General features: G+C 62.0%; 22 protein-coding genes. 13 read left to right on the plus strand and 9 right to left on the minus strand.

Annotated features, from left to right (window positions below):
* Positions 1 to 9: 9 nt before the first annotated feature.
* The 7 genes from M2400_RS22605 to M2400_RS22635 all read right to left on the minus strand — a co-directional run bounded on the left by M2400_RS22605 (position 10) and on the right by M2400_RS22635 (position 7,071).
* The gene (locus M2400_RS22605; RefSeq protein WP_177040777.1) at positions 10 to 1,131 is read right to left on the minus strand and encodes a DUF1120 domain-containing protein; all 1,122 of its coding nucleotides are present in this window, start codon (positions 1,129 to 1,131) and stop codon (positions 10 to 12) included.
* 11 nt (positions 1,132 to 1,142) lie between these two features.
* Entirely contained in the window at positions 1,143 to 3,605 is a 2,463-nt protein-coding gene (locus tag M2400_RS22610; protein ID WP_405046203.1) for a fimbria/pilus outer membrane usher protein, read from the minus strand.
* A 71-nt stretch (positions 3,606 to 3,676) separates the two neighbouring features.
* Entirely contained in the window at positions 3,677 to 4,396 is a 720-nt protein-coding gene (locus tag M2400_RS22615) for a fimbria/pilus chaperone family protein (RefSeq protein ID WP_177040773.1), read from the minus strand.
* A gap of 22 nt (positions 4,397 to 4,418) precedes the next feature.
* Complete coding sequence (locus M2400_RS22620) at positions 4,419 to 5,045, minus strand: DUF1120 domain-containing protein (protein WP_177040771.1); 627 nt, start codon at positions 5,043 to 5,045, stop codon at positions 4,419 to 4,421.
* 86 nt (positions 5,046 to 5,131) lie between these two features.
* Complete coding sequence (locus M2400_RS22625) at positions 5,132 to 5,764, minus strand: DUF1120 domain-containing protein (RefSeq protein WP_259198210.1); 633 nt, start codon at positions 5,762 to 5,764, stop codon at positions 5,132 to 5,134.
* A 29-nt stretch (positions 5,765 to 5,793) separates the two neighbouring features.
* Entirely contained in the window at positions 5,794 to 6,408 is a 615-nt protein-coding gene (locus M2400_RS22630) for a DUF1120 domain-containing protein (RefSeq protein WP_259198212.1), read from the minus strand.
* A gap of 45 nt (positions 6,409 to 6,453) precedes the next feature.
* Positions 6,454 to 7,071: a DUF1120 domain-containing protein gene (locus tag M2400_RS22635; protein ID WP_259198214.1), complete on the minus strand. Its 618-nt coding sequence runs from the start codon at positions 7,069 to 7,071 to the stop codon at positions 6,454 to 6,456.
* Positions 7,072 to 7,401: 330 nt separating this feature from the next.
* On the opposite strand from M2400_RS22635, the gene M2400_RS22640 reads away from it, so the two are divergent.
* From M2400_RS22640 to dacB, 8 genes are all read left to right on the plus strand, one after another.
* Positions 7,402 to 8,190 (plus strand): hybrid sensor histidine kinase/response regulator, encoded by a 789-nt coding sequence (locus M2400_RS22640; RefSeq protein ID WP_259198215.1) that lies wholly within the window; start codon positions 7,402 to 7,404, stop codon positions 8,188 to 8,190.
* A 198-nt stretch (positions 8,191 to 8,388) separates the two neighbouring features.
* Positions 8,389 to 9,024, plus strand: a complete 636-nt coding sequence (locus M2400_RS22645; RefSeq protein WP_177040761.1) for a response regulator transcription factor — start codon at positions 8,389 to 8,391, stop codon at positions 9,022 to 9,024.
* Between the two features lie 98 nt (positions 9,025 to 9,122).
* Positions 9,123 to 9,593 carry a nuclear transport factor 2 family protein gene (locus M2400_RS22650; protein WP_177040759.1) on the plus strand — a complete coding sequence of 157 codons (471 nt, stop codon included), beginning with the start codon at positions 9,123 to 9,125 and terminating at the stop codon, positions 9,591 to 9,593.
* Between the two features lie 36 nt (positions 9,594 to 9,629).
* Positions 9,630 to 9,905: a GIY-YIG nuclease family protein gene (locus M2400_RS22655; protein ID WP_177040757.1), complete on the plus strand. Its 276-nt coding sequence runs from the start codon at positions 9,630 to 9,632 to the stop codon at positions 9,903 to 9,905.
* A gap of 75 nt (positions 9,906 to 9,980) precedes the next feature.
* On the plus strand, positions 9,981 to 10,916 hold the full coding sequence (locus M2400_RS22660; protein WP_259198219.1) for a glutathione S-transferase family protein: 936 nt from the start codon (positions 9,981 to 9,983) through the stop codon (positions 10,914 to 10,916).
* 110 nt (positions 10,917 to 11,026) lie between these two features.
* Entirely contained in the window at positions 11,027 to 13,453 is a 2,427-nt protein-coding gene (locus M2400_RS22665) for a TonB-dependent receptor (RefSeq protein ID WP_259198221.1), read from the plus strand.
* Entirely contained in the window at positions 13,453 to 14,487 is a 1,035-nt protein-coding gene (locus tag M2400_RS22670) for a YncE family protein (protein ID WP_259198222.1), read from the plus strand. The genes M2400_RS22665 and M2400_RS22670 overlap by 1 nt, the downstream gene beginning before the upstream one ends.
* Before the next feature lie 58 nt (positions 14,488 to 14,545).
* Positions 14,546 to 16,006, plus strand: coding sequence for a D-alanyl-D-alanine carboxypeptidase/D-alanyl-D-alanine-endopeptidase (gene dacB, locus M2400_RS22675; protein ID WP_259198223.1), 1,461 nt, complete (start codon positions 14,546 to 14,548; stop codon positions 16,004 to 16,006).
* Positions 16,007 to 16,154: 148 nt separating this feature from the next.
* On the opposite strand, the gene M2400_RS22680 is transcribed toward dacB, so the two are convergent.
* Positions 16,155 to 17,030, minus strand: coding sequence for a helix-turn-helix domain-containing protein (locus tag M2400_RS22680; protein ID WP_177040747.1), 876 nt, complete (start codon positions 17,028 to 17,030; stop codon positions 16,155 to 16,157).
* A 138-nt stretch (positions 17,031 to 17,168) separates the two neighbouring features.
* On the opposite strand from M2400_RS22680, the gene M2400_RS22685 reads away from it, so the two are divergent.
* Complete coding sequence (locus M2400_RS22685) at positions 17,169 to 18,080, plus strand: DMT family transporter (RefSeq protein WP_177121111.1); 912 nt, start codon at positions 17,169 to 17,171, stop codon at positions 18,078 to 18,080.
* Positions 18,081 to 18,213: 133 nt separating this feature from the next.
* On the opposite strand, the gene norR is transcribed toward M2400_RS22685, so the two are convergent.
* Positions 18,214 to 19,761 (minus strand): nitric oxide reductase transcriptional regulator NorR, encoded by a 1,548-nt coding sequence (gene norR / locus M2400_RS22690; RefSeq protein ID WP_259198224.1) that lies wholly within the window; start codon positions 19,759 to 19,761, stop codon positions 18,214 to 18,216.
* Positions 19,762 to 19,908: 147 nt separating this feature from the next.
* On the opposite strand from norR, the gene hmpA reads away from it, so the two are divergent.
* The 4 genes from hmpA to cyoB all read left to right on the plus strand — a co-directional run bounded on the left by hmpA (position 19,909) and on the right by cyoB (position 25,619).
* Positions 19,909 to 21,090, plus strand: a complete 1,182-nt coding sequence (gene hmpA / locus M2400_RS22695; protein WP_259198226.1) for an NO-inducible flavohemoprotein — start codon at positions 19,909 to 19,911, stop codon at positions 21,088 to 21,090.
* Between the two features lie 259 nt (positions 21,091 to 21,349).
* A complete protein-coding gene (locus M2400_RS22700) occupies positions 21,350 to 21,856 on the plus strand; it encodes a disulfide bond formation protein B (protein ID WP_177079940.1) in 507 nt (168 codons plus the stop codon).
* A 799-nt stretch (positions 21,857 to 22,655) separates the two neighbouring features.
* The gene (gene cyoA / locus M2400_RS22705; RefSeq protein ID WP_177040739.1) at positions 22,656 to 23,597 is read left to right on the plus strand and encodes a ubiquinol oxidase subunit II; all 942 of its coding nucleotides are present in this window, start codon (positions 22,656 to 22,658) and stop codon (positions 23,595 to 23,597) included.
* A 3-nt stretch (positions 23,598 to 23,600) separates the two neighbouring features.
* The gene (gene cyoB / locus M2400_RS22710) at positions 23,601 to 25,619 is read left to right on the plus strand and encodes a cytochrome o ubiquinol oxidase subunit I (RefSeq protein ID WP_177040737.1); all 2,019 of its coding nucleotides are present in this window, start codon (positions 23,601 to 23,603) and stop codon (positions 25,617 to 25,619) included.
* Positions 25,620 to 25,622: the final 3 nt, after the last annotated feature.

Genomic DNA, 25,622 nt, shown 5'->3' on the forward strand with positions numbered 1-25,622 from the left:
TGCGGGTGGTTAGAGGTAGAGAATTTCAATCGTGCCCGAGCCGTCGAGCAGTACTTCGGTGCTCAGGTCCAGAGTGTTCATCGGCGCCAGAATGGCCCTGACGCTGATCTGCCCGTTCAGGTTCTGGATCGCCGTGGGGCCGGCGTGGCTGCCGGGTGTGTCGGTGAACCCCAGCAGGCTGTTGCTGCCGATGGGAATCGGGTAGGCGCTGGAGCTGCTCCAGGCCACGCCGTTGGTGGTGGAGTCGGTGCGGTACACCTGGGGCAGGGTGTCGGCCTGCAGGTCGAAGGGGTCGAAGTAGAGGTAGTAACGGCCGATGTTATTGCGGCTGTTGTCCACCCCCAGGCCGTAGGCGGTTTCGTCGGTGCCGCCGGTGGCGGTGCCGTTGCGGTTGTCTTGCATGCGCAGGGTAAAACGCGTCGGCCCGTCGCAACCGATGCCCAGCATCAGGCTGCGTGAAGCCAGGGCGTTTTCCTTGTCGGCGTTCAGGCTCTTGGCCCACATGCGGCCAAAATCGACGATGCCGCCGTTGGACAAGTTGGCGGTGCAGGCGGCCGGGGCGAAGCCAGCTTGCAGGGTCAACTCCCGCGCCTGGCCGGTGCCCACTGCGTCGAACAGCCCGGAGGTCTCCCAGGTCACGGCATCGCGTACCAGAGTGGCATCGGCCTGGGCCCAGGCATTGACCAGTAGTTGCACGGAAAACGCGCTGCCGGTTGCTGGCACGCCATCGCGTAACGGCACGATGCCCTGGTCCGGGCGCCAGGCGAGGACGTTGGCCCGCGTGCCTGGCGCCTGGCCCTGGCCGGCAATCAGGCCCAATTCCACGGCCTGGCCATCCAGCACCGCGTCGCTCACCTGCACCTCGTAGCTGCCTCGGTCGGTAAAGCGAAACCGCTCGCCGTGGCCGGCCAATGCCCGGTAAAACAGGCTCATGTCGCTGGGTTGCGGGCAGTTGATCGTCAAACTCAGGCGCCGCTCCCCCAGTAGGGTTTCAGCGCTCGGTGCACGGTGGATCGTGCGGTTCATCACGCCGAAATCCAGGCGTGACTCGCTGAGGTTCAGACGGCAATCTTCGGCCTGGGCCACGGGCAGGGCGCCGAGGGCCAGGGCTGCCAGCAATAGTCGGTTCATCACAGAGTTCCTCATGGCGCCAGGCATCGGGCAGGGGCGGTTTCGAAATACACCTGCGGGTCGGCTTTTTCCGGCAGCGCAAAGTTCAGCTCACAGCGTTGGGTGCCGGGTGCCTTGACCCACAAGCGACGCGGGTCCAGCACGTTGGGCAAAAAGACCTGGCTGCCTTCCTGCACCAGGGTCACGAACTCGCCGTCGGCGGTGCTCACCGTGGCGCCGCGGGGCAGGGGCGCGCCGTGGTCGGTGGTCACCGTCAGCAGGGCGCGACGGGTCATGGCCACGCCGAACTCGACGCGGTCCACCGCGCCGCGCCCGGCCGAAATCACCGCCAGGCCATTGCTGATGTCGGCGTTGCGCGGCAACGAGCGGGTTTGCACTTCCACCGGGCTGCGGCCATAGGCGGCCACCTGCGAAACCACCGCCTGGCCCTGGCCATCGGTCCAGACCGGGCCGCTTGGGGTGCTGAGTTTGATCCCGGGCATGTCGCCCACGGACACCAGGGCGAAGGTATCGCGCACCGGGTACGGCGAGAAGGTCACGCCGTCACTGTGAGCGACGATCCCGCCCCGGATGCCGCCCTGGTAACTGGAGCGTTCGGCGTCCGAGCGGCTGTAGTTGAGGTCCAGTTGGGCGTAGCGCGGCAGGTAGGAAACGCCCAGGGTCGATTCCACCTGGTGATCGCGGCTGTCGTGTTCGGCGCTGACCCGGTAACTCAATTGATCATCGACCTGTTCGCTCACCCCCAGCCCGATGCGGTGTTCGCCGCCGGAGTTGCGCACCCAGGCCCGGCCCCGGCGGGTTTCCCCCAGGGGCACGCTGAGGCTCAGGTACACCGCGTTCTCATCGTTGCGTTGGCCACTGACTTGCCATTCGGCGCTGGCTGACAGCGACACGCCGCGCACACTGGTGCCCCAGGAGGCGAGGGCGCGGCTGCTGTCCCGGCCGTCGAAGGTGTTGGTGCGCGAGATGCCGGCGTTGAAGGCGCCGAGCCAGGGATGCGCCCAGCCCAAGGACAGGCTTTGCTGGTCACGGTAACGCGAACGACGGGCGTCGTTGTCCTGAGGTTCATAGGCGGTGTCCTGCAGTTCCCGGTAGCCCTCGGTGCGATGGGACGTGCCAGCGGTGATCGACCATTGCTGCCCCAGGCGCTGGGACAGTGACAGGTCGGTCTGTACCCCGCGTTCGTGCGGGTGGGTCTGGGTGTCGGCGAGTTGGGTCGCCAGTTGCAACTGGCCGTTCGGCCATGGCAGCAGCCCCAGGCTGGCGCCCGTCGCACGATAATCCTCGGCCATCAGCGCACCGGCACTCAGGCTGAGCCGGGGGCTCAATGGGCCGGTCCATCCGGCGCTGACCACCCACGGATCCTCGCCGCGGGTGTTGCCAATATTGCGCACCCGCCCGGCGCCCACTGAATACCCCGGCGCGGGCAAGCCAATGCCGAGCATGACCGCCGGGACGGTGAAGCGGCGCTCCTCGCCGGTGCTTTCCTTGACGGTCACCTCGACGTCGGAGCGGGCGTTCAAGCGCCGCACATCGGTCAACGAGAACGGGCCGGCGGGCACCACCGTGGAATGGATCAGCGCACCGTTCTGCCGCACCTCGACCTGCGCCGGGCTGTTGGCGATGCCGTTGATGGTTGCGCCCTGTGCCTGGTCTTGCAGCGCCTGTTCGGTGAACACTTGCGCCCCGGTGATCTGCGCCGAGGCCAGTACCGGGTTATAGAGGTTGATCTGCCCGGCCTGCAACACGGCTTGTTGTTCGGCAAAGGTACGCTGGGCGTACGCTTCCAGGTGCGTGCTGCTCGAACGGGAATCCTGCCAGGTCTGCACCTGGCGGCTGCGTACGATCCAGTCGCCGGCATTGAACCCCACCTCGGTGTTGGCCGAGCCGAACCGGCTGGCGTCATCGCCATAACGGTTGTACAGCCCACTCACGTCATAGTTGAGCAGCCCGGCAAAACCGCCGGTTTCATAGCCCGACAGCTCCCGTTGCCGAGGGCGCAGGGACTCGGTGGGCACCACCAGGGTGATGCTCAGGCTGGCCGGATCCTGCTCCACCATGGTTTGCGGGTATTCGCCGAGAAAGTCATGGCAGCCGCTGTCGCCCAGCGGTGCCGGCACCACCAGGTCACCGGCGTCCAGCAAGGCACGGTCGAAGCACAGCGCTCCCTGGCGATCGAACTGCGCGTCGACCCGTCCCCGGCGCTGGCCGTTGACCGTCAGGCTTACGGCGTGCCGGCCACTGGTGTAGCTCGGCGCGTCCAGCAGCAGGTAAGCCAGTTCCGGATCGATGCCGCGTTGGTGCAGGGTTTGCGGGTCAAACGCCTGGCCCGGTGGCGAACCCTCGGCCCAGGCGGGGCTCAACAGCAGTGCATTGGCCAGCGGCAGGGCGGCGCAGGCCAGCCGCCTGCCGAAAAGACGATGAGGAAAACCGGGCACGGCTTCGCCAGCCGGGTCAGTGGTGACTGTGTTCACGTAAGGCACTCAAGTTATGGAAGCCTGCGGTGGGCGGGCTTCCCGGTGACGGTCACTGGGCTGTCACTTCGTTATTGGGCGTTTTCTGCGATGACGGGCGCTTCAAAGGCGGCGACGGCAAAGCCGTAGACGGTCGCCGGCTGCATCCGCACCGAACTCGCAGGGCCGGGCGGTGCTTTGATGCTCAGGGTCTCGCCGGGCAGGATGTAGGTGCGCGGCAGCACGGCCTTGCCGTTGCCCGGCAGCAGGTGCAGTTCCTGGGCCATGCGCACCACGTATTTGGTGTCGTTCGCCACCTTCAGGTGGCCGTTGCCCAGTGACCAGGCCAGGCCTGTCCATGGTGTGCGGTTGGGCGCCAGGCCCTTGGGGTGGATGATCACCGGCAGGTTCTGGCGCACCGTCACGCCCACCCGCGCATGCCCGCTGGGCACTGCGGCGCGGTCCTTGGGCATGCCTTCGAAAATCACCCGCTTCAGGCGTTGGGTCTGCAGCGGTTCGCGGTTCTGCAAAATGAAGCGCACCAATTGACTCTTGTCGGCTTCGACCCGGGCCAGGGGCGGGGTGACAAACAGCAGCGGTTCGGTGTCTTCCGGTACGTCTTCAAGGGTGACGTGCAACAGGGCGAGCTTGCCGTCGGTGTTGGTCACCGACACTGAAGCTTCACCGTCGGCCTCGTTGACAATCACCACCGAGGTGTCGGGCACCATGCCGTCGGCGTGTGCCCGGGCGCTCAGCAAGCAGCCCATGGCCAGGCTGGCGAGCACGCGGCTCAAGGTTGGGTAAGTCTTCATGACGCAGTTCCTAAAAGGCTGATTACAGGTAACGCAAATCCAGCACCAGTGAGCCGTCGAGGGGCACCTCCTGCTTTAGGCTGAGGCGGTTCGCTGGCTGGATGGTGGTGTCTGCGCGGATGCGCGTGGTCAGGCTGACGATGGGTTCGGGAAACGGCCGGCCGGGCCGGGCAAAACCCATCAGGGTCTTGGGGTGAATTTCGGACTGCGGCACCCAGTTGCTGCCCTGGTTTTTTGACACCAGCGCCTGCATGGCCTGGCCGTCGCCCTGGGCGCTTTCGAACGCCAGGCCGACCCAGCCCAGGTGTTCGCTGGTGGCATGGGGGTTTTTCCCCAGGCCGTAGTCGGTGTCGGGTGTAGGCGATGAGTCGGCCCGGCTGTCCATGCCGATCAAGGCAAACAGCATCGGCCCACTGCAGTTGATATCCACATCCAGCCACTCGCTGGGCAATGTCGTTGGCGTATCGGGGTTCAGGCGGTGGACCGGGATTTTGCCGTGGTCGATCAGGCCGCTGCCGGACAAACCGACGGTGCATGAACTGGGGGTGACGAGGCCGGAGACGGTCATGTCGCTGGCGGTACTGGCCAAAACAGTGGAGCTGGTGTTGAGCACTAACAGCGCCGCGCTAAGGCGTAGGTATCCGTTCATCGTTCGCTTCTCGGTGCAGGTAACGAACCTCGCAGTCAGAGGCGAGGTCCCAGGGGCGCCGGTCCATGGCATGTACATCGGTGGGCTTACAGGTACTTGACTTCGAAGGTGGCGGAGCCGTCGATTGGGTGTTCGTCGCTCAAGTCCAGGCTGTCCGCGCGGACGATGAACGCGTTGACTTCCAGGTTGCTGATCAGTTGCTGGATCGGGATGGGCAACCACACGCCGGTGGACCGGTCACCAAACGCCGCCAGATCCGTTGGGCCTATGTCGGAGTCCTCATACAGGCTCATCCAGGTAGTTCCGTTGTCCTGGGACTGCAGCGGGGTGGTGGCGACGCTATCAGCCGTGGCGCTGTTGAGGCGTAATCCATAGCCCCCCAACTTCTGGTTACCGTTGATCAGGCCCAGGCCATAAATGAATGGGTAGGGCGAGGAACCTACCCGATTGTCGGTGCCTTTGACGGCGTACAGGGTCTTGCCGTCGCAGGTGATTTGCAGCTGCAAGGTGGTTTTGGGCAATTCGGTGTAGGTGGTGAGGTTGAGGTCCTTGGCCGAGATCTTTCCGTAATCCACCACGCCGTTGCCCGACAGGCTCGGCTCGCAGGCATTGGGGGTGATTACGCCTTTGACGATCAGCTCCACCGTGGACGCTGCCATGGCGGATGCGCTCGTGCCCAGCAGCACCAGCGCTGCCAGGGCGTTTCGGGTTGTGTTCATGTGTTGCACATTCCTTTGGGAAAAGGGGCTTACAGGTACTTCATTTGCAAGGTTGCATGACCGTCCATGGGGATTTCATCGAGCACGGTCAGGCGGTCGGTGCCATCAATCGCGGTATGCAACTGCATGTCGGCGTCAAAGCGGGTGAAGGGGATCGGGGTGGAGCTGGTACCGGCGGCGGCGACGGCCGTCAGGGTGAAGAAACTCAGCATGGTGGAGGGTACCCAACTGACGCCGCCGTCCGTGGAGTTGAGTGTTCTGACTGGGGCGCCGTCAGCGACCGGATTGCGCAGGTGGAAGGAGACGCTCCCGAGTTTTTCGTTGCTGGGCGTCATGCCCAGGCCGTGCCGGTATTGGTTGATGGACGAACCGGCACGGTTATCAATGGTGTCGAGTGCGAGCATGGTTGGGCCTTCGCACTGGATGCTCAACTGCAAAAACTGTGGCGGCAATGAAGTGGGTTGCTCCGGATTGAGCTCCTTGGCCGTCATCTTTCCGTAGTCCACCACACCGCCACTGGAGACCACGGGGTCGCAGGCACTGGGCGTGATGATGCCTTTAACGACGAGTTCGGTTTTGCTGATTGCCAGCGCCGTGGGCGCAAGCAGAAGGGTGGCGAGAAAGACAACGGACGAGGAATTCATAAGCGGGCTAAACCTTTGGTTGCAGTGGCAATGACGTTGGGCGGGTTACCGGTAGATCACTTCGATGGTGGCGGAGCCGTCGATGTTGACTTCGTTGCTCAGGTCCAGCCCGTCGGTGCGGTTGATGTAGCCTCTGTAGTCGATGTTGGCCACCAGTGACTGGGTGGCGCGCGGGGTGCTGCTGTCGGCCATGGTTGCCACGGACAGCAGCAGGCCGTTCTCGAAGCTGGTGTAGGGCTCCCAGGTGGTGCCGCCGTCGAAGGACGCGATGCTCTGCACGGCCTCGGTGTCGGCCAGCGGGGTGGTCAGCTCCAGGCTGTAGAAGCCGAGCTTTTGGTTGCCATTGATAAGGCCCATACCGAAATAGCTCCCGGTTCCCGATGTCGCTCGGTTATCGGTGGCCTTGAGGGCGAACTCGATCTGCGAGTCACAGATCATGGTCATTTGCAGCGAGGCGGCTGGCAGTGGGGTGATCGCGGTCGCGTTCAGGTCCTTGGCCGACATCTTGCCGTGGTCGATCACGCCGCCGCCGGAGAGGGTCGGGGTGCAGGCATTCGGGGTGATGATGCCCTTGACGGCGAGGTCGACCGTGCTGGCCGCGTAAGCGGAGGAAGTGCCGGCGATCAACAGGGTGCTGGCCAGGGCGATCAGGTGCTTGTTCATGGTGTGTTTCCAGGTCTCGGTCAACTGACACAGGCGCGTCATTGCGGCGGCGGGAAGGCCGGCGCGCTGGGCGTTGGGTCAGTACGGATAGTTGCCCGCCGGATGAGATGGCGGGTTGCCCGTTTGGGCTGGGGCGCAATTTAGCGGTCGGGTGGGAGAGGGGAAATACAACAAATACGAGAATCGGAAGGGCCAGAAGAAAGCGATTTTTATCCGGTCGGAATAGGTGATTGCGGATGTAGGAAAGTTTGTCTTCTCGTAGTTCTTGTATAGCTATGTATGTATCCGTATGGATAGATTCTCCTGCTATGCACCGATATAGAGGTGGCCATGAGGCCAAGGGATCCCGTATCCGGGAGTCGTTCCCCCGCGCACTGGCAGCATTTGAAGGTATTGGTGGTTGAAGACCACCCCACCTACCGCACATTGATGAGCTTGTTTTTGCAGAAGTTCGGGCTGCTTCACGAGGTGGTCTGCAATGGGCAGTTGGCGTTGAACGCCTGTGTCCTGAGCCATTTCGACCTGGTGATCAGTGACTGCCGGATGCCGGTGATGGATGGCTACCGCATGGCACGGGAGATCAGGCGGCGTGAACGCGCAGGCGGTTGCCGGCGCGTGCCGATCATTGCCCTGACCGCCAACCCGGGCCCGGATGATTTTCGGCGTTGCGAGGAGGCGGGCATGGATGCCTGGCTGCCCAAGCCGTTGACCCTTGATCAATTGCGCAGCGTGCTGGAGCAATGGTTGCCGCCGCCCGGCGTGGGTGTCGACCCGTACTCGCCGCCGGTGCAATCCCCTTGGCCAACCCGCGCCGACCTGATCGCCACCTTCGGCGATGAGCAGATGGTCAACCAGATGTTGCACAGCTTGCGCGCTGAAGCGGATGCGGATTTTGCCGGGCTGGCCCGCGCCTGCCATTTGCTGGACCGGGCTGCCGCGATCGAGTGCCTGCACCGACTGGTGGGTGGCCTGGTGTTTCTGGGGGGCGTCGATCTCGATACCCGCGCCGTGAAACTGATCGAGCAAGTGCGCGATCACGGCATTGCGCTCAACCAACGGGAGCTTCAACAGTTTGAAAAGGACGTGATGGCTTATCTGCGGTATTTGACAGATTTATGACGAGTGAGCTGAATCCGTAGGGCGTATTACCAAGGTTTGTAGCTTTTTTTTGTAGGTGTATTCCTTTTATTTTGTAGGGTTAAGTCCATCCTCTAAAAGACACTGGGCCGGGGTGAAAACCGACGTTGGGGCAGCGGTTGTTGCCCGGGCCGGACGGGGGTATTTTTTTAAATCAATTTGCCATCAGTCTGGATTTCTATGCTTCGCGTAATTATTGCTGACGACCATCCGATCGTTCGAGTTGGTCAGCGAGTGGTGATAGAGGCCAATGGCCGGTGCAAGGTGGTGGGAGAGGCCAACGGGCCGGACGAGCTGCTCAAGCTGTTGAATGCCATGCCCTGCGATGTGCTGGTGACGGACTTTGCCATGCCGGGCAATCAACAGGCCGACGGCTATGTGTTGCTGGGCCTGCTGCAGCGCCAGTACCCCGATGTGCCGGTAATCCTGGTGACGATGTTTGCCAATGTTGCCACCTTGCGTGCCTCCTTCGCCCAGGGCGCCCGGGCTATTGTCGCCAAGAGCGCTTCGGCCAAGGAACTGCCCATGGCCATCAAGGCCATCAGCGAGGGCAAGACCTTTGTCAGTGAAAACCTGCGTCTGCAGTTGGACCTGGCCGGTACTGGCGACCAGTCGCAAACGCCGAAGTTGTCCGGCAAGGAGCGCGAGGTGGTGCGGATGCTGGCCAGCGGCATGACCGTCAGCCAGATTGCCGCCCGGCTCAATCGCAGCATCTCCACCATCAGCAAACAGAAAAGCACGGCCATGAACCGCCTGTGTATCTCCACCGATGTGGACCTGTTCGCCTATGCTCGCAGCAGTGGGATGGTTCCCTGATGTGTGGGATGGGATATTCCTGGCGTTAATGCCAGTAGTGTTCCCGGGCCTTGGGGATTATCGTACCGGCCATCCAACCCCTTTTGCGGAACCAGCCCATGAGCGATGCCCATAACGCCCTGATCACCGAGTTCTACAGTGCCTTCCAGCGTCTTGATGCCGAGGCCATGAGCGCCTGCTACACCGACGACGTGGTGTTCAGCGACCCGGCGTTCGGCGAGTTGCGCGGGCGTGATGCCGGCGACATGTGGCGCATGCTCACCACCCGGGCCAAGGATTTTTCCCTGACCTTCGACAGTGTGCGCAGCGACGAAATCACCGGCGGCGCGCACTGGGTGGCGACCTACCTGTTCAGCGCCACCGGCAATACCGTGGTCAACGACATCCAGGCGCGGTTTGTGTTTCGCGACGGCAAGATCTGCGAGCACCACGATCATTTCGACCTGTGGCGCTGGTCGCGCCAGGCCCTGGGTACCAAAGGCCTGTTGCTGGGCTGGACACCGCTGGTGAAAAACGCCGTGCGCGCCCAGGCGCTGAAAGGGTTGAAGGCGTTCCAGGCCAGTCGTTGATAAGATTGGCGCTCCTTTGGTTTGCCGAATTGATCCGTGACGACTCCCTCCGAAACCAAGCCCTGGTTTGTGTACCTGGTGCGCGCCGCCAATGGCTCGCTCTATTGCGGTATCAGCAATGACCCGGTGCGCCGCTTTGCCTCTCACCAAAGTGGCAAGGGCGCACGGTTTTTTCTTTCGAGCCCGGCGGTGGCGCTGGTGTACACCGAAGCATGCACCAGCAAGGCCGAGGCATTGCGCCAGGAACGGCTGATCAAGAAGCTGAAGAAAAGCGCCAAGGAGTGCCTGGCGGCGATCGGCCCATCAATTTGACTGATAGGTTCCCATGCGCGCCTTCGCCGGGTTTGCAGGCTAAGCTGGACGCTCACTCATTGAGCGGAGCCTGGCATGTCTGAGTTGATCCTACACCACTACCCGCAATCCCCGTTTGCTGAAAAAGCCCGCCTGCTGCTGGGATTCAAAGGGCTGTCCTGGCGTTCGGTGCATATCTCGCCGGTGATGCCCAAGCCTGACTTGACCGCCCTCACCGGTGGCTATCGCAAGACCCCGGTGCTGCAGGTCGGCGCCGATATCTACTGCGACACCGCGCTGATCGCCCGCCGCCTGGAGCAGGAAAAGGCCGCGCCGGCCCTGTTTCCCCAGGGCCTGGAGCTGGTCAGCCAAAGCTTCGCCGCCTGGGCGGATTCGACGGTGTTCGCTCATGCGGTGAGCCTGGTGTTCCAGCCGGAGTCCCTGGCGGTGAAGTTCGCCAAAGTGCCGCCGGAAATGATCCAGGTGCTGGTGGCCGACCGCAGCAAGTTATTCAGCGGTGGCACGGCAACCCGTGTGCAACTGGATCAGGCCAAGCATCAATGGCCAGTGATCATCGGCCGTATCAACCAGCAGTTGCAGCACCAGCAGGGCGACTTCCTGTTTGGCGAACCGTCGATTGCCGACTTCGCCCTGGCCCACCCGCTGTGGTTCCTCATGGGGTCGCCGGTAACCTCGCCGCTGGTGGAAGCCTATCCCGCTGTAGCCGCCTGGTTGGGCCGGGTGTTGGGTTTCGGCCATGGCACGTCGAGCCAGATGAGCGCCGAGCAGGCCCTGGAAGTTGCGCGCAACGCCAAGCCCGCCAACCTGCCGGAAGAAATCTTCGAAGACCCGAACGGCTTCAAGCCCGGCCAGCAAGTGACCATCAGCGCCACCGACTACGGCACCGATCCGGTGGCCGGGGAGTTGCTGTTTGCCGGGCGTGAAGAGCTGATTCTGCGGCGCACCGATGAACGCGCCGGCACCGTGCATGTGCACGTTCCGCGCTTCGGATTTCGGATCCAACCGGCGTGACTGAAATTATTTTCAAATCGGTGTGAGGTAAACCTGTCGGCCATCCGTGTAGTGCTTGAAACTGCGATTAATTCGCATTAACAGCGTTTTTACACACGGGTTCTCACAGCATGAAGTCCAGGGCAACGTCGGCGGGTTCGGTTAAACAGTGGCTGGGAGCCTCGGTATTGGCGGTTTCGGGGCTGGCACTGCTGCCCTTGGGCGTGGCGCAGGCGGCTGACGCGCAGCAACAGAGCACGGTGTTCAACTTTGCCCTGGCCGCCAAGCCGCTGCCTCAGGCCTTGAGCGATTTCACCCGGGTGACCGGTATCAGCGTGGTCTACACCGACGAGGCACCCTACGCCATCAAGGCCCCGGCCATCAGCGGGCAGATGAGCGCGACCCAGGCCATGCAGCGCTTGCTGGGCAATTCCGGCTTTACCTTTCGCCAGATCGACGCCCGCACCCTGGCCCTGGAGCCGCTGCCCACCGAAGGCGCCCTGAACCTCGGCGCCACCACCATCAACGGCGCCGCCCAGCCTTCGGACACCACCAGTTATCAGCCGCCGCCTACCAGCTCGGTCATGCGTTCCCACGGCCTGCTGCTGGAAACCCCACAAACCGTCAACGTGGTGCCGGCCCAGGTGATGCGCGATCAACAGCCGCGCAACCTCGACGACGCCCTGACCAACATCAGTGGCATCACCCAGGCCAACACCCTGGGCAGCACCCAGGACGCGGTGATGCTGCGCGGTTTTGGCGACAACCGTAACGGCTCGATCATGCAGGACGGGATGCCCGTGGTTCAGGGCCGGGCACTGAACTCCACCGCCGAGCGCGTCGAAGTGCTCAAGGGCCCGTCGTCGTTGCTGTACGGCATCCAGGACCCGGGCGGCGTGGTGAATATCGTCAGCAAGAAACCCGAGCTGATCCAGTCCACCTCGCTGACCGTGCGCGGCTCAACCTTTGGTGACGGCAAGAACGGCAGCGGCGGCAACCTCGACACCACCGGCCCCATCGGTGACAGCGGGTTGGCGTACCGTTTAATTGTCGACCATGAAGACGAAGACTACTGGCGCAACTACGGCACCCACCGCGAGAGCCTGATTGCGCCGTCGCTGGCCTGGTATGGCGACAGCACCAAGCTGTTGTTTGCCTATGAGCATCGGGAGTTTCTCTCGCCGTTTGACCGTGGCACCGCCATCGACCCCAAGACCAACCACCCGCTGAATATCCCGTCGACTCGCCGTCTCGATGAGCCCTTCAACAATATGGAAGGCCGCTCCGACCTGTACCGCTTCGAAGCCGATCACGACCTGAACGACGACTGGAAAGCCCACTTCGGCTACAGCTGGAACCGCGAGACCTACGACGCCAGCCAGGTGCGTGTGGTCAAGGTCAACACCAACGGCACCCTGACCCGCAGCATGGACGGCACCCAGGGCGCACTGACCACCGACCGCTTTGCCACCGCCAGTCTTGAAGGCAAGGTCAACGTCGCGGGCATGCAGCACGACCTGACCTTCGGCCTGGATGACGAGTACCGCAAGATCTACCGCGCCGACCTGATCCGCCAGTCGCCCCGTGGCACGTTCAACTACAACGATCCGGTCTATGGCAACGAAGTGGCAGGCACCACCGTCAGCGCCCCGGACAGCAACCAGACCGACCTGCTGCGCAGCGACTCGCTGTTTATGCAGGACGCGATCCACCTCACCGACCAGTGGATTCTGGTAGGTGGCGCGCGTTATCAGATGTACGACCAATATGCTGGCAAGGGCATTCCGTTCACCGCCAACACCAACGGCAACGGCCAGAAGTGGGTGCCCCGCGTCGGCCTGGTGTACCGCTATACCGACGAACTTTCGTTCTACGGCAGCTACACCGAGTCGTTCAAACCCAACTCCACCATCGCGCCGCTGGCCAACAAAACGATACTGGACGGCAGCCTTGAGCCGGAGCAGTCGAAGTCCTGGGAGTTGGGCACCAAGCTCGATATACCGGGCCGCATCACCGCCAGCGCCGCCCTGTTCAACATCGAAAAACGCAACGTGCTGGTGCAGGTGGGCGATGGTCTGACCTCGGTCTACAGCGTCGCCGGCAAGGTGCGCTCCCGTGGCCTGGAACTGGATGCCAGCGGTCAGCTGACGGACAAGTGGAGTGTGATCGGCAGCTATGCCTACACCGATGCGGTCGTCACCGAAGACCCGGAGCTGAAGGGCAACCGCCTGCAAAACGTCGCGAAAAATACCGGCTCGCTGTCGGCGGTGTATGACTTCGGCAGCATCCTTGGCGGTGACCAATTACGGGTCGGTGCCGGTGCGCGTTATGTCGGCGAGCGCTCGGGCGATGCGGCCAACAGTTTCGACCTGCCGGGTTACACCGTGGCCGATGCGTTTGCCACCTATGACACCAAGGTCGACGGGCAGAAGGTCAAGTTCCAGCTCAACGTGAAGAACCTGTTTGACCGCACCTATTACACCTCCGCGGTGAACACCCAATTCGTCTCCATTGGCGATGCCCGTCAAGTGTCCGTCTCCAGCACCCTGGAGTTCTGATGAAGCACTGGCTACTGGCAGCACTGTTGATCAGCGGGGCGGCATCGGCTGATGACGCCGCCTACCATCGCGAACACCGGGTGACCTTGCCCGGGTCCGGCCACAGCTGGGGTTTCGTCGGGCTGGACCCGACCCGGCCCTATCTGTTCCTGGCTCGCCGGGAAAACGGCTTGAGCGTGTTCGACGTGAAGCGCCAGCGCCTGGTCAAGACCGTGGCGCAGTCCGAAGGCGCCAATGGCGTGGTGTTTGTGCCTGAAGTAGACCGGGTATTCGTACTCAACACCGACGGCAGTCTGAGTGTGGTGCAGTTATCCACACTCAAGTCCCTCAGGCGCATCCCGGTGGCGCAAAGCAACCTCAACAGCGCGGTGTACGAGCCGTCGACCGGTAAGGTGATTATCGTCAGCGGGCGCCGGGCGGACCGTTCGACGCTGTTTGAATTCGACCCCAGGCAGGAGCTAATCACCGGCGCCCATGAGCTGGCGGTGAAGAAGATCGACCCGCTGCTGGTCAAGGGCGATGGCAGCTTCTTCCTGCCGATGCGTGATGAAGGCAAGGTCGCCCGTTATTCGGCCAGTACCTTTGCGCTGCTCGATACCTGGCAGTTCGCCGATTGCCCCAAGCCCAGCGCCCTGGCCCAGGACGTGACGCGCCAGCGACTGTTCGTGGCCTGTCGCGGTGAGTCGCCGGTGTTGATCGTTGCCGACCGGGAAACCGGTGAAGTAAAGGCGAAGCTGCCGATCACCCGCGACGTCAACGCCCTGGCCTACGACGATCAGCACCGGCGCTTGCTGATTCCCAGTGGCGTCGATGCCAACCTGACACTGGTGGATCAACAGGATGCCGATCACTACGCCGTGCGTGCCAGTGTCAGCACCTTGCCGATGGCCTACAACATGGCATTCGACCCGGCGAGTCAGCGGGTATTCCTGCCGGCCATGGACTTTACCCAACCGGCACCGAGCAAGACCGAGGCCAAGCCCGACCCGCTGTTTCATGCCAATACGTTTTCCGTAACGACCTACGGGCCTTGATTGACCGGGAGGAATTCCACAAGCTGCGCACTCTCGAAATTCAAGGACTACCAGGTTTATGCGGTTGGGACGATGGACACACGCCGGCGGGCTGCTGCTGGGCTTGAGCTTGTTGCTGGGCGGTTGCGCCACGGCGCCGAAAACTTCCACCAGCGCCAGCCTCGACCAATTGCTGGCCGACCCGGCACTGCACGGCGCCAGTGTGTCGCTGATGGTGCGCGATGCCCGCAGCGGCAGCACGCTCTACCAGCACGACCCGCGCACGCGGCTGACCCCGGCCTCCAGCCTCAAGTTGCTGACCACCGCGGCGGCGATGGATGTGCTGGGGCCGCAGTATCGGTTTTCCACGCAACTGTTGAGTGACGGCCTGCGCCAGGGTGCGGTGCTTAACGGCAATCTTTACCTGCGCGGCCTGGGCGACCCGACGGTCCAGTGGGCGGATTACCAGGCGTTGGCCGCCAGCCTGGCGCAGCAGGGCATCAAGCAGGTACAAGGCGACCTGGTGTTCGATGACAGCTTTTTCGACGCCGAGCGCCTGGGCGTCGACTGGTCCCAGGACGATGAAAGCACCTATTACGGCGCGCAGATTTCGGCGCTGACGGTGTCGCCCAATACGGATTTTGATGCGGGCTCCCTGCTGGTCACGGCCAAGGCGCCGGCAGTGGCGGGGCGCCCGGTGACGGTGAATATCAGCCCGGCAACCGACTACGTGCAGATCAGCAACCGTGCCGTCAGCGGGGCGGGCAACAGCTATGGGATCAACCGCCAGCACGGTACCAACCTGTTGCGCCTCAGTGGCGCGCTGGCGCCGGGTAGGCAGAGTCCGCAACTGGTCAGTGTGTGGGAGCCGACGCAACTGGTCGCCAATCTGTTTGAGCAGGCGTTGGCGCAGCAGGGGATTACCGTGCAAGGGCGCCGCGTGATTGGGGGTGTGGCTCCCGTGGCGGCAGCGGTGTTGGCGGTGCATGAGTCGGCGCCGCTGCAGGAGTTGATCACGCCGCTGCTCAAGCTTTCCAACAACAACATGTCTGAAGCGTTGCTCAAGGCCATGGGCCGCAAGACCGCCAATGCCGGGACGGCTCAGGCGGGTGTGGCGGCGGTGGCGGGGTTCCTCACGCGTCAGGGGATTGATACAGCGACATTGAACCAGGTGGACGGTTCGGGGTTGTCCCGGCGCAACCTGGTGTCGTCGCAGAACCTGACAGACTTGCTGCTGGCCGCCAGCAAACAGCCCTGGTTCAACGCCTGGTACAACGCCTTGCCGATTGCCGGTAATGCGCAGCGCATGGCGGGCGGCAGCCTGCGCTATCGCCTGCGGGGCACGGCGGCCGAGAACAACCTGCACGGCAAGACCGGCTCCATGAGTGGCGTGTCGTCGTTGACCGGTTATGTCACCGATGCCAGTGGGCGCAAGTTGGTGTTTGCGATGGTGAGCAATAACTACGTGGTTGAAGGTGCACGCATCAAGGCACTGGAAAACCGATTAGCCACGGCGCTGGCCAACAGCACGGACTATTGAGCACTGAAGATCAAATGAGCACTGAGGATCAAAATGTGGGAGCTGGCTTGCCTGCGATGGAATCACCTCGGTGTTACTGATGTACCGAGTCGCCTGCATCGCAGGCAAGCCAGCTCCCACATTCTCAAATCTCCATTCCCTGACGGGTTCAAGGCAGGAACGCCTGCCGGTACTCCCCGGGCGTCGCGCCCATCGCCTGGCGGAACCGGTTGGTAAAGTGGCTGGCACTGGAAAACCCGCACGCCAGGGCGATCTCGCCCAGGGGCAACGACCCGCCCCGCAACAGCTCCCGGGCGCGGGCCAGTCGCCGCGCCAGCAGGTACTGGTGGGGCGGCAAGCCAAAACTCTCGCGAAACATCCGCGCAAAGTGGTACTCCGACAACGCACACAACCCCGCCAACTGCCCCAGGCTGACCGGCTCGGCCAGTTGCTGGTCGATGTACTCCACCAATTGCCGGCGCTGGTGGGCGGCGAGTCCACCTTTCAGGCGTAGCCCTTCACGCATCCCCACCTGGCTGAGCAAGGTATGGCTGAGCATTTCATGGGCCAGGCTGCTGGTCAGCAAGCGTTCGCCGGGCTCTTTCCAGTTCAGGCGGATCAACTGGTGAAAGCGCCGGGCCTGCTGGGCATCGTCGAGAAACGTGCTCTCACGCAACAACAGCTCCCGCGGCTCGCGGTCCAGCAAGGTCACGCAGCCCAGGGCGAATTGCTCCGGGCTGAAATACACGTGGGCCAGGCGGATCTCGCCGTTGATCACCCAGGCCGACTGATGCTCGGCCGGCAGGATGCACAGCTTGTCCGGGCCGCCCTTGGTGCCGGGCTGGTCGCGGCGAAAGGTGCCGGTGCCGCCGCCGATGTAGCAGGACAGGGTGTGGTGATCGGGGGCCTGGTAATCCTGGGCGTCGTGGTGGTTGCTCCACAAGGCTGCAGACAAGCCGTCACCGAGCTCGGCGCACAGCTCGAGGCGAGCGTTGGGCGAGCGGTTGAGGGATTGAAAGACTTGCAGGGTTTCCAGTGGCGGCATATTCGTACTCTCTGACGGCTTGCATCCTACTCCCAGCGGCGACGGCTGTGATCCCGGCAGCCGACAAAAGCGCAAGAATGTGCAAGAGACTTGGCGCCACCCGGGGCGAAACTGTGGCTCAACCCCAAGGAGCCCGTCATGAATCTATTCCTGTATTTACTCACCGTGCTGATCTGGGGCACCACCTGGATCGCCCTCAAATGGCAGCTGGGGGTGGTGGCGATTCCAGTGTCCATCGTCTATCGCTTCGGCCTGGCGGCGCTGGTGCTGTTCGTGATGTTGCTGCTCAGCCGCAAGCTGCAGGTGATGAACCGCCGCGGGCATTTGATCTGCCTGGCCCAGGGCCTGTGCCTGTTCTGCGTCAACTTCATGTGCTTCCTGACGGCCAGCCAGTGGATTCCCAGCGGCCTGGTGGCGGTGGTGTTCTCCACGGCCACCTTGTGGAACGCGCTCAACGCCAGGGTGTTCTTCGGCCAGAAGGTTGCGCGCAATGTGTTGATGGGCGGTGGCCTTGGCTTGCTCGGCCTGGGCCTGTTGTTCTGGCCGGAACTGGTGGGGCACACCGCCAGCCCGCAAACCTTGCTCGGCCTGGGTTTGGCGTTGCTTGGCACGATGTGTTTTTCGGCGGGCAACATGCTGTCGAGCCTGCAACAGAAGGCCGGTCTCAAGCCGCTGACCACCAACGCCTGGGGCATGGCCTATGGCGCGTCGATGCTGGCAATGTACTGCGCGGTGCAGGGCATTCCGTTCGATATGGAATGGAACAGCCGCTACATCGGTTCGTTGCTGTACCTGGTGATTCCGGGTTCGGTGATTGGCTTTACCGCCTACCTGACCCTGGTCGGGCGCATGGGCCCGGAGCGGGCGGCGTATTGCACCGTACTGTTCCCGGTGGTGGCGCTGAACGTCTCGGCCTTTGCCGAGGGCTATCAGTGGACCGCACCGGCGTTGGCCGGGCTGGTGCTGGTGATGCTGGGGAATGTGTTGGTGTTTCGCAAGCCCAAGGCTAGCGCGCCGATCAGTCCGCTCTACAAAGCGAAGCAGGTCTGACTGTGGGGTGGGCTTGTGTGGGAGCCGGGCTTGCCCGCGATAGCATCACCTCGGTGCGACTGAAGGACCGAGGTGCCTGCATCGCAGGCAAGCCAGCTCCCACAGTTGATCGCCTTTGCCTGGGAATCACCGTTCACTCCTTCAGGCCGAGGCGCTTGGCCATCCGCCCCAGGTTGGCCCGGTCCAGGCCCAGCTCGCGGGCGGCGCTGGCCCAGTTGTGCTGGTGGCGTTCAAGGCAGGCACTGATGACCTGGCGCTGGTAGTTCTCGGTGGCCAGGCGCAGGTCGCCGGTGACGTCCGGCACGTCGGCGGGCTGGTCTGCGATCGGCGGCGCGTTGACGTTCGGCAAGTCCAGGTCTGCCGCGTCCAGGCTGAGAATCTTCGGCCGTTCCCGGCAGTTGCCCAACGCTTTCAATGCGCTGCGGCCGATCAAGTGTTCCAGCTCGCGCACATTCCCCGGCCAGGCGTACGCCAGCAGCGCCGCCTGGGCATCGCTGGTCAGGCGCAAACTGCCCAGGCCCATGCGTGAGCGGTTCTGCTCAAGGAAAAACCCCGCCAGCAACAGCACATCGCGACCGCGCTCCCGCAGGGCGGGCACTTGCAGCGGATACACGCTCAAACGGTGGTAGAAGTCCGCACGATAGCGACCGTTGCGTACTTCTTCGGCCAAATCCCGGTTGGTGGCGGCGATCAGGCGTACATCCACCTGATGTTCCTTATCGGACCCCAGGCGCTGCAACTGGCCGCTTTGCAGCACCCGCAGCAGCTTGGCCTGCACGGTAAGGGACAACTCGCCCACTTCATCCAGGAACAGCGTGCCGCCATTTGCCAGTTCGAACTTGCCCCGGCGCTCATTCAGCGCGCCGGTAAATGCCCCGCGCACATGCCCGAACAGCTCGCTTTCCACCAGGGTTTCCGGCAGGGCGGCGCAGTTGAGGCTGATCAGCGGTTTCTCCGCGCGGTTTGATGCGGCATGGATCGCCTGGGCCACCAGTTCCTTGCCTACGCCGGTCTCGCCGGTGATCAACACCGTCAGGTCGCTGCCGCCCACCAGGTTGATTTCTTCCACCAGGCGTTTGTGGGTCTTGCTCTGGCCGATCATTTCCTTGTGCTGCTGGCCGCTGGCCTGACGGTAGATTTCGGCCCGCTGGTGTTCGTCCTCGGCGCGCAGGGCCAGGCGTTCGATGCGTTCAGCGACGTTCACCGTCGCCGCCGCGAGGCTGGCGAAGGCTTGCAGGGCGTCCAGTTCCACCCGCTCGAAACGCTCGGTGTCGAGGGCATCGAGGGTCAGCAGGCCCCACGGCTGGTCGTCGACAAACAGCGGGCAGCCCATGCAGTCGTGGACTTCCAGGTGGCCGTGCAGGCCGTCCACCAGACCGTCGTAGGGGTCGGGCAGGTCGCTGTCGCTGTCAAAACGGGTCGGGCCGGGGCTGCTGAGCAGCACGCCAAAGCGCGGGTGCTCGCTGACCTTGAAGCGCCGGCCGAGGGTGTCGGTGCTCAAGCCATCCACTGCCAGCGGTACCAGCCATTCGCCGTCGAGGCGCAGCAGGGCGGCGGCATCGCAGGGCAGCAGGGCGCGCATGGCCTGGAGCAGGCGTCGATAGCGCTCGCCTTCGGGCAACTCGCGGGACAGGTCGGCGACCAGTGGCAGCAGGGTGGTGAGCAGCGGCTTTGCAGTCATAATGACTCCTTGTAGTCATAGTGACTATAAAGTGGAGGGAGTCATATTGACTATATTATTCTCAAGATACTGATTTATATGGATTTATTAGTTGGCATGAATACTGAGTAGTAAAGGGTATTCAGTAAGAAGACCCAGGAGTCTCCCATGCTTAGTGCCCAAGACCGTGCCATCGTCAAATCCACCGTGCCCCTGCTGGAAAGCGGCGGCGAAGCCCTGATCACCCATTTCTACCGCATGATGCTGTCCGAGTACCCCGAAGTTCGCCCACTGTTCAACCAGGCCCACCAGGCCAGTGGCGACCAGCCCCGGGCCCTGGCCAATGGCGTGCTGATGTACGCCCGCCATATCGACCAGCTGGACCAGTTGGGCGATCTGGTGGCCAAGATCATCAACAAACACGTGGCCCTGCAAATCCTGCCGGAGCATTACCCGATCGTGGGTACCTGCCTGCTGCGGGCGATTTCCGAAGTGCTGGGCAGCGAAATCGCCACCCCTGAAGTGATGAACGCCTGGGGCGCCGCCTATGGCCAACTGGCTGACATCCTGATCGGTGCCGAGGCGGCTATCTATAAAGAGAAGGCAGAGGCACCGGGTGGCTGGCGCGGTGCGCGCGCGTTCACCCTGGTCAAGCGGGTGGAGGAGAGCGCGGAAATCATCTCGTTTTACTTTGCGCCTGTGGATAACGGCCCGATCCTGGCCGCCGAGCCTGGCCAGTACATCGGCATGAAACTGGTGCTGGAGGGCGAGGAAGTGCGCCGCAACTATTCCCTGTCGGCGCGTGGCGATTCGGGCCAGTACCGCATCAGCGTCAAGCGCGAAACCGGTGGCCGGGTGTCCAACTACCTGCATGACCAGTTCCCGGTAGGCGCGACCATCGACCTGTTCCCGCCGTCGGGTGAGTTCACCCTGGCGGCCAGCGACAAGCCATTGGTGTTGATCAGCGGCGGCGTGGGTATCACGCCAACCCTGCCGATGCTTGAGGCGGCCCTGGCCACTGAGCGGCCGATTCACTTTATCCACTGCGCGCGCAACGGCGAGGTGCATGCGTTCCGCGAGTGGGTGGATGGCCTGGCTGCGCAGCATCCGCAACTCAAGCGCTTCTATTGCTACGCCGAAGATGATGGCGTGAGCCCCGCGGCGGACAAGGTTGGCATGCTGAGCCAGGAGCAACTGGCGGCGTGGTTGCCGCAGGAGCGCGATGTGGATGCGTACTTCCTGGGGCCTAAAGGCTTTATGGCGGCGATCAAGCGCCATCTGAAGGCCCTGGGTGTGCCGGAGAAGCAGAGCCGGTATGAGTTCTTTGGGCCGGCGTCGGCGCTGGAATAGGATTTGATCGATACACCGGGTCGGCTCCATCGCGGGCAAGCCCGGCTCCCACATGGGACAGTGTTTGCTTGGGCAACTCAGTCAAATGTGGGAGCCGGGCTTGCCCGCGATGGCGTCAGTACAGTCACAACATTTCCCCGATTAATCCGCTGTTAACCCTCCCTGTTTAAACCTCCTCACGCCAACTGCTCAACTTTCACCGTCCGCGTGTAAACTTGCGGCCATTGGCACAACCACAATTGGCTAAAGGGAAACGGGGATGATCGACGAATTGCGTTTGGGCAGGGAGCGACGCTTTCTGGTACTGCTGGGCATCATTTGCCTGGCGCTGATCGGCGGGGCGCTGTACATGCAGGTGGTGTTGGGCGAGGCGCCATGCCCGCTGTGCATCCTGCAACGTTATGCCTTGCTGCTGATCGCGATCTTCGCCTTCATCGGTGCCGCCATGCGCACCACCCGCAGTGTCACGATATTTGAAGCGCTGGTGACCCTCAGTGCCCTGGGTGGCGTCGCCGCTGCCGGCTATCACGTGTACATCCAGTTCTTTCCGAAGGTCAGCTGCGGCATCGATGTGCTGCAACCGATTGTCGATGGCCTGCCGCTGGCTTCGGTGTTTCCGCTGGGGTTCCAGGTCGACGGCTTCTGCGAGACGCCGTACCCGCCCGTGCTTGGCCTGTCCCTGGCCCAGTGGGCGCTGGTGGCCTTTGTGCTCACGGTGATCCTGGTGCCACTGGGCATCTACCGTAATCGCCAGGGCAAAGCCTAAGCTGTAGCCTGTCAACGCCCCGGCCTTCCTATAAAGAAGGCCGGGGCGTTTTTGTTTGTAGGCATTTTGTGAAGGGACCGTGACGCGGGGCAAGTTTGGGTGCGCGCAGCATGCGACATGTTGTCACACGGACACTGTCGCAGGACGTTTCTGACGCCCGTAAACGCGGCGTAAATTTGCAAGAAGCGGCGTTTTATGGCTGTCAGTTCGTGGTCTGGGCGACGCCGCGAGTGGCGCGAGGTCGGCGACATTGGCTGACGTACGAATGCCTTGTTTTCAGGGCACTTGGATCCGTTTTTGATGCCCTTACAGCCCGTAGGGGATGTGGCAGATTGCCCAATAACACGGCATTTTTTGTGGTTTTTGTCGAGAATCAAACGCGATACGATCGCGGACCTTTGCAATAATGGTGAAGGATTATTGCTGGAAACGATAAAAATTATTTCTGGATAAGACATGGTTTATACATCGCTAGCTAACTACAATCGCCCGCACTGAATGTCCGGTGCTGCTCACCCCTGAGCAAACTAGGGCGGTCGAGAAGCGGATGTAACGTTTCATGCGACCCCAGGTGCCGGCAGCCTTTCAACTATCCGCACCAAATGGAATTGGTCTGTAACAAGGCCTTTGACCAACGAATTCGAATAAGAACTCACCGCTAGCCCGGGACGTGTCGATTCGCGCAAGGTGCGACGGGCAGGCCCTTATTCAATCGAAGAGAAATGCCAACCCTTGGCAGGGTGAAGTGTTGGCGATCAAAACCCAACTGCATTGCGCAAGCTGCTTTAGAGGTCGTGAGATGAGTAAAAACAGGTACCCCCGATTACTAGGCTTTTTGCCGCTGCTCGGCATGCTGTTAATGCTGGGAGGCTGCAAGTGGACCTTGCTCGACCCCAAAGGTCAGGTCGGTCTGGATCAACGAAACCTGATTATCACCGCCACTCTGCTGATGCTGTTGGTTGTAGTGCCCGTGATCATCATGACGTTCGCCTTCGCCTGGAAATACCGCGCGTCGAACACCAGCGCCACCTACGCGCCGAAGTGGTCGCACTCCACCAAGATTGAAATCGCGGTGTGGCTGGTTCCGATCCTCATCATCATCGCCCTGGGTTACATCACCTATAAGTCGACCCACGAGCTGGACCCGTACCGTCCGCTGGACTCCGACGTCAAGCCGATCAACATCGAAGTGGTCGCGCTGGACTGGAAGTGGCTGTTCATCTACCCGGACCTGGGTATCGCCACTGTGAACCAGATCCGGTTCCCGGAGAACACCCCGCTGAACTTCCGGATCACCTCCGATGCCGTGATGAACTCGTTCTTCATCCCTGCGCTGGGCGGCCAGATCTACGCGATGGCAGGCATGCAGACCCGTCTGCACCTGATCGCGAACGAGAAAGCTGAAATGGAAGGCATCTCCGCCAACTACAGCGGTGCTGGCTTCACCGGCATGAAATTCAAAGCGATCTCGACAAGCCAGGAAGATTTCAACGCCTGGGTAGCCGAAGTCAAGGCCGCACCTAAACAGCTTGATCAAGCTGAATACGACGCTCTTGCCAAACCGAGCCAAAACAACCCTGTCGCCCTGTACTCCACGTACGAGCCGGACCTGTTTCAGAAAATCGTCGACAAGTACGAAGGTATGAAACCAGGCAAGCCGATCGAGCACGAGAAGAAAGAAGTGGCCGCGGTTGAAGGTTCTGACACGGGCGCGCATTCAACTGCTGGGGCAGAGGAGTAAACGATGTTTGGTAAATTAAGTTGGGATGCGGTCCCGTTCCACGAGCCGATCGTGATGGTGACCATCGCCATGATCGCGCTGGGTGGTCTGGCACTGTTTGCAGGTATCACTTACTTCAAGAAGTGGACCTACCTGTGGACCGAGTGGCTGACTTCGGTCGACCACAAGAAAATCGGCGTCATGTACGTCATCGTTGCCATGGTCATGCTGCTGCGTGGTTTTGCCGACGCCATCATGATGCGTACCCAGTTGGCCATGGCCACCGAGGGTTCGCCTGGCTACCTGCCTCCTGAACACTATGACCAGATCTTCACCGCCCACGGTGTGATCATGATCATCTTCATGGCGATGCCTTTCTTCACCGGCCTGATGAACCTTGCCTTGCCGCTGCAGATCGGTGCGCGTGACGTTGCGTTCCCGTTCCTGAACTCCTTGAGCTTCTGGCTGCTGGTGTCCGGCGTGGTACTGATCAACCTGTCCCTGGGCGTCGGCGAATTCGCCAAGACCGGTTGGGTTGCGTATCCGCCGCTGTCGGGCCTGGCCTACAGTCCGGGCGTGGGTGTGGATTACTACATCTGGGCGCTACAGTTATCAGGACTCGGGACGACATTGACGGGGGTCAACTTCCTGGCCACCGTCTTGAAAATGCGCGCCCCTGGCATGAAGCTGATGGACATGCCGATCTTCACCTGGACCTGCACCTGGGCCAACGTACTGATCGTTGCATCGTTCCCGATCCTGGCTGCAACCATGGCGTTGCTGTCGCTTGACCGTTACCTGGATTTCCACATTTTCACCAACGAACTTGGTGGCAATCCAATGATGTACGTGAACCTGTTCTGGGCATGGGGTCACCCTGAGGTGTACATCCTGATCCTGCCAGCGTTCGGTATCTTCTCTGAAGTGATCTCGACCTTCTCGGGCAAGCGCCTGTTCGGTCACCACTCGATGATCTACGCCTCGGGCGCGATCTCGGTACTGGGCTTCATGGTTTGGCTGCACCACTTCTTCACCATGGGTTCGGGGGCCAGCGTCAACGCGTTCTTCGGACTGGCGACGATGCTGATTTCCATCCCGACGGGGGTGAAGCTATTTAACTGGCTATTCACCATCTATCACGGTCGTCTGCGCATCACCAGCCAGGTTCTGTGGACCCTGGGCTTCATGGTGACCTTCGCGATCGGCGGCATGACCGGCGTACTGCTGGCCATTCCGGGTGCTGACTTCGTACTGCACAACAGCCTGTTCGTAATTGCTCACTTCCATAACGTGATCATCGGCGGCGCAGTATTCGGCTACATCGCAGGCTTCAGCTTCTACTTCCCGAAAGCGTTCGGCTTCAAGCTGCACGAAGGCTGGGGCAAGGCTGCATTCTGGTTCTGGATCTCGGGCTTCTTCGTCGCGTTCATGCCGCTCTACGCGTTGGGCTTCATGGGCATGACCCGTCGTCTGAACGCCACGACCAACCCTGAGTGGGTGCCGTACCTGTACGTCGCCATGGTCGGTGCAGTGATGATTGCCGTGGGCATCGCCTGCCAGCTGATCCAGCTGTATGTCAGCGTGCGTGATCGCAAGCAGAACATGTGCGAATCCGGCGACCCATGGAATGCACACACCCTGGAATGGTCGACCTCGTCGCCACCGCCGTTCTACAACTTTGCCGTACTGCCTAAGGCTGACAGCATCGATCCGTTCACCGAAGCCAAGGAAGACGGTACGGCGTACCAGAAGCCTGCGCGTTACGAACCGATCCACATGCCTAACAACACCGCTACCGGCGTTGTGATGGGTGCGCTGTTGACCGTATTCGGTTTCGCAATGATCTGGCACATCTGGTGGCTGGCCATCGTGAGCCTGGTGGGCACCATCGGCTACTTCATCGTTCACGCTGCCCGTGATGACCAAGGCTACATGGTGCCGGTCGACGTGATCGAACGCATCGAAGCCGAGCAACACGCTCGCCTGGTTGCCGAGAAGAAGATCCCGGCCAACCGTGTTGAAACCTCGTTGGAACAGGCTTAAACC

This window comes from Pseudomonas sp. BIGb0558 (genome assembly GCF_024807515.1).
Classification (GTDB): domain Bacteria; phylum Pseudomonadota; class Gammaproteobacteria; order Pseudomonadales; family Pseudomonadaceae; genus Aquipseudomonas; species Aquipseudomonas yamanorum_A.

Bases quoted from the DNA above. Each gene is read 5' to 3' on its own strand.
- M2400_RS22605 (WP_177040777.1), bottom strand. From the start codon at position 1,131: ATGAACCGACTATTGCTGGCAGCCCTGGCCCTCGGCGCCCTGCCCGTG.
- M2400_RS22615 (WP_177040773.1), bottom strand. From the start codon at position 4,396: ATGAAGACTTACCCAACCTTGAGCCGCGTGCTCGCCAGCCTGGCCATG.
- M2400_RS22620 (WP_177040771.1), bottom strand. From the start codon at position 5,045: ATGAACGGATACCTACGCCTTAGCGCGGCGCTGTTAGTGCTCAACACC.
- M2400_RS22625 (WP_259198210.1), bottom strand. From the start codon at position 5,764: ATGAACACAACCCGAAACGCCCTGGCAGCGCTGGTGCTGCTGGGCACG.
- M2400_RS22630 (WP_259198212.1), bottom strand. From the start codon at position 6,408: ATGAATTCCTCGTCCGTTGTCTTTCTCGCCACCCTTCTGCTTGCGCCC.
- M2400_RS22635 (WP_259198214.1), bottom strand. From the start codon at position 7,071: ATGAACAAGCACCTGATCGCCCTGGCCAGCACCCTGTTGATCGCCGGC.
- M2400_RS22640 (WP_259198215.1), top strand. From the start codon at position 7,402: ATGAGGCCAAGGGATCCCGTATCCGGGAGTCGTTCCCCCGCGCACTGG.
- M2400_RS22645 (WP_177040761.1), top strand. From the start codon at position 8,389: ATGCTTCGCGTAATTATTGCTGACGACCATCCGATCGTTCGAGTTGGT.
- M2400_RS22650 (WP_177040759.1), top strand. From the start codon at position 9,123: ATGAGCGATGCCCATAACGCCCTGATCACCGAGTTCTACAGTGCCTTC.
- M2400_RS22660 (WP_259198219.1), top strand. From the start codon at position 9,981: ATGTCTGAGTTGATCCTACACCACTACCCGCAATCCCCGTTTGCTGAA.
- M2400_RS22665 (WP_259198221.1), top strand. From the start codon at position 11,027: ATGAAGTCCAGGGCAACGTCGGCGGGTTCGGTTAAACAGTGGCTGGGA.
- M2400_RS22670 (WP_259198222.1), top strand. From the start codon at position 13,453: ATGAAGCACTGGCTACTGGCAGCACTGTTGATCAGCGGGGCGGCATCG.
- dacB (WP_259198223.1), top strand. From the start codon at position 14,546: ATGCGGTTGGGACGATGGACACACGCCGGCGGGCTGCTGCTGGGCTTG.
- M2400_RS22680 (WP_177040747.1), bottom strand. From the start codon at position 17,030: ATGCCGCCACTGGAAACCCTGCAAGTCTTTCAATCCCTCAACCGCTCG.
- M2400_RS22685 (WP_177121111.1), top strand. From the start codon at position 17,169: ATGAATCTATTCCTGTATTTACTCACCGTGCTGATCTGGGGCACCACC.
- norR (WP_259198224.1), bottom strand. From the start codon at position 19,761: ATGACTGCAAAGCCGCTGCTCACCACCCTGCTGCCACTGGTCGCCGAC.
- hmpA (WP_259198226.1), top strand. From the start codon at position 19,909: ATGCTTAGTGCCCAAGACCGTGCCATCGTCAAATCCACCGTGCCCCTG.
- M2400_RS22700 (WP_177079940.1), top strand. From the start codon at position 21,350: ATGATCGACGAATTGCGTTTGGGCAGGGAGCGACGCTTTCTGGTACTG.
- cyoA (WP_177040739.1), top strand. From the start codon at position 22,656: ATGAGTAAAAACAGGTACCCCCGATTACTAGGCTTTTTGCCGCTGCTC.
- cyoB (WP_177040737.1), top strand. From the start codon at position 23,601: ATGTTTGGTAAATTAAGTTGGGATGCGGTCCCGTTCCACGAGCCGATC.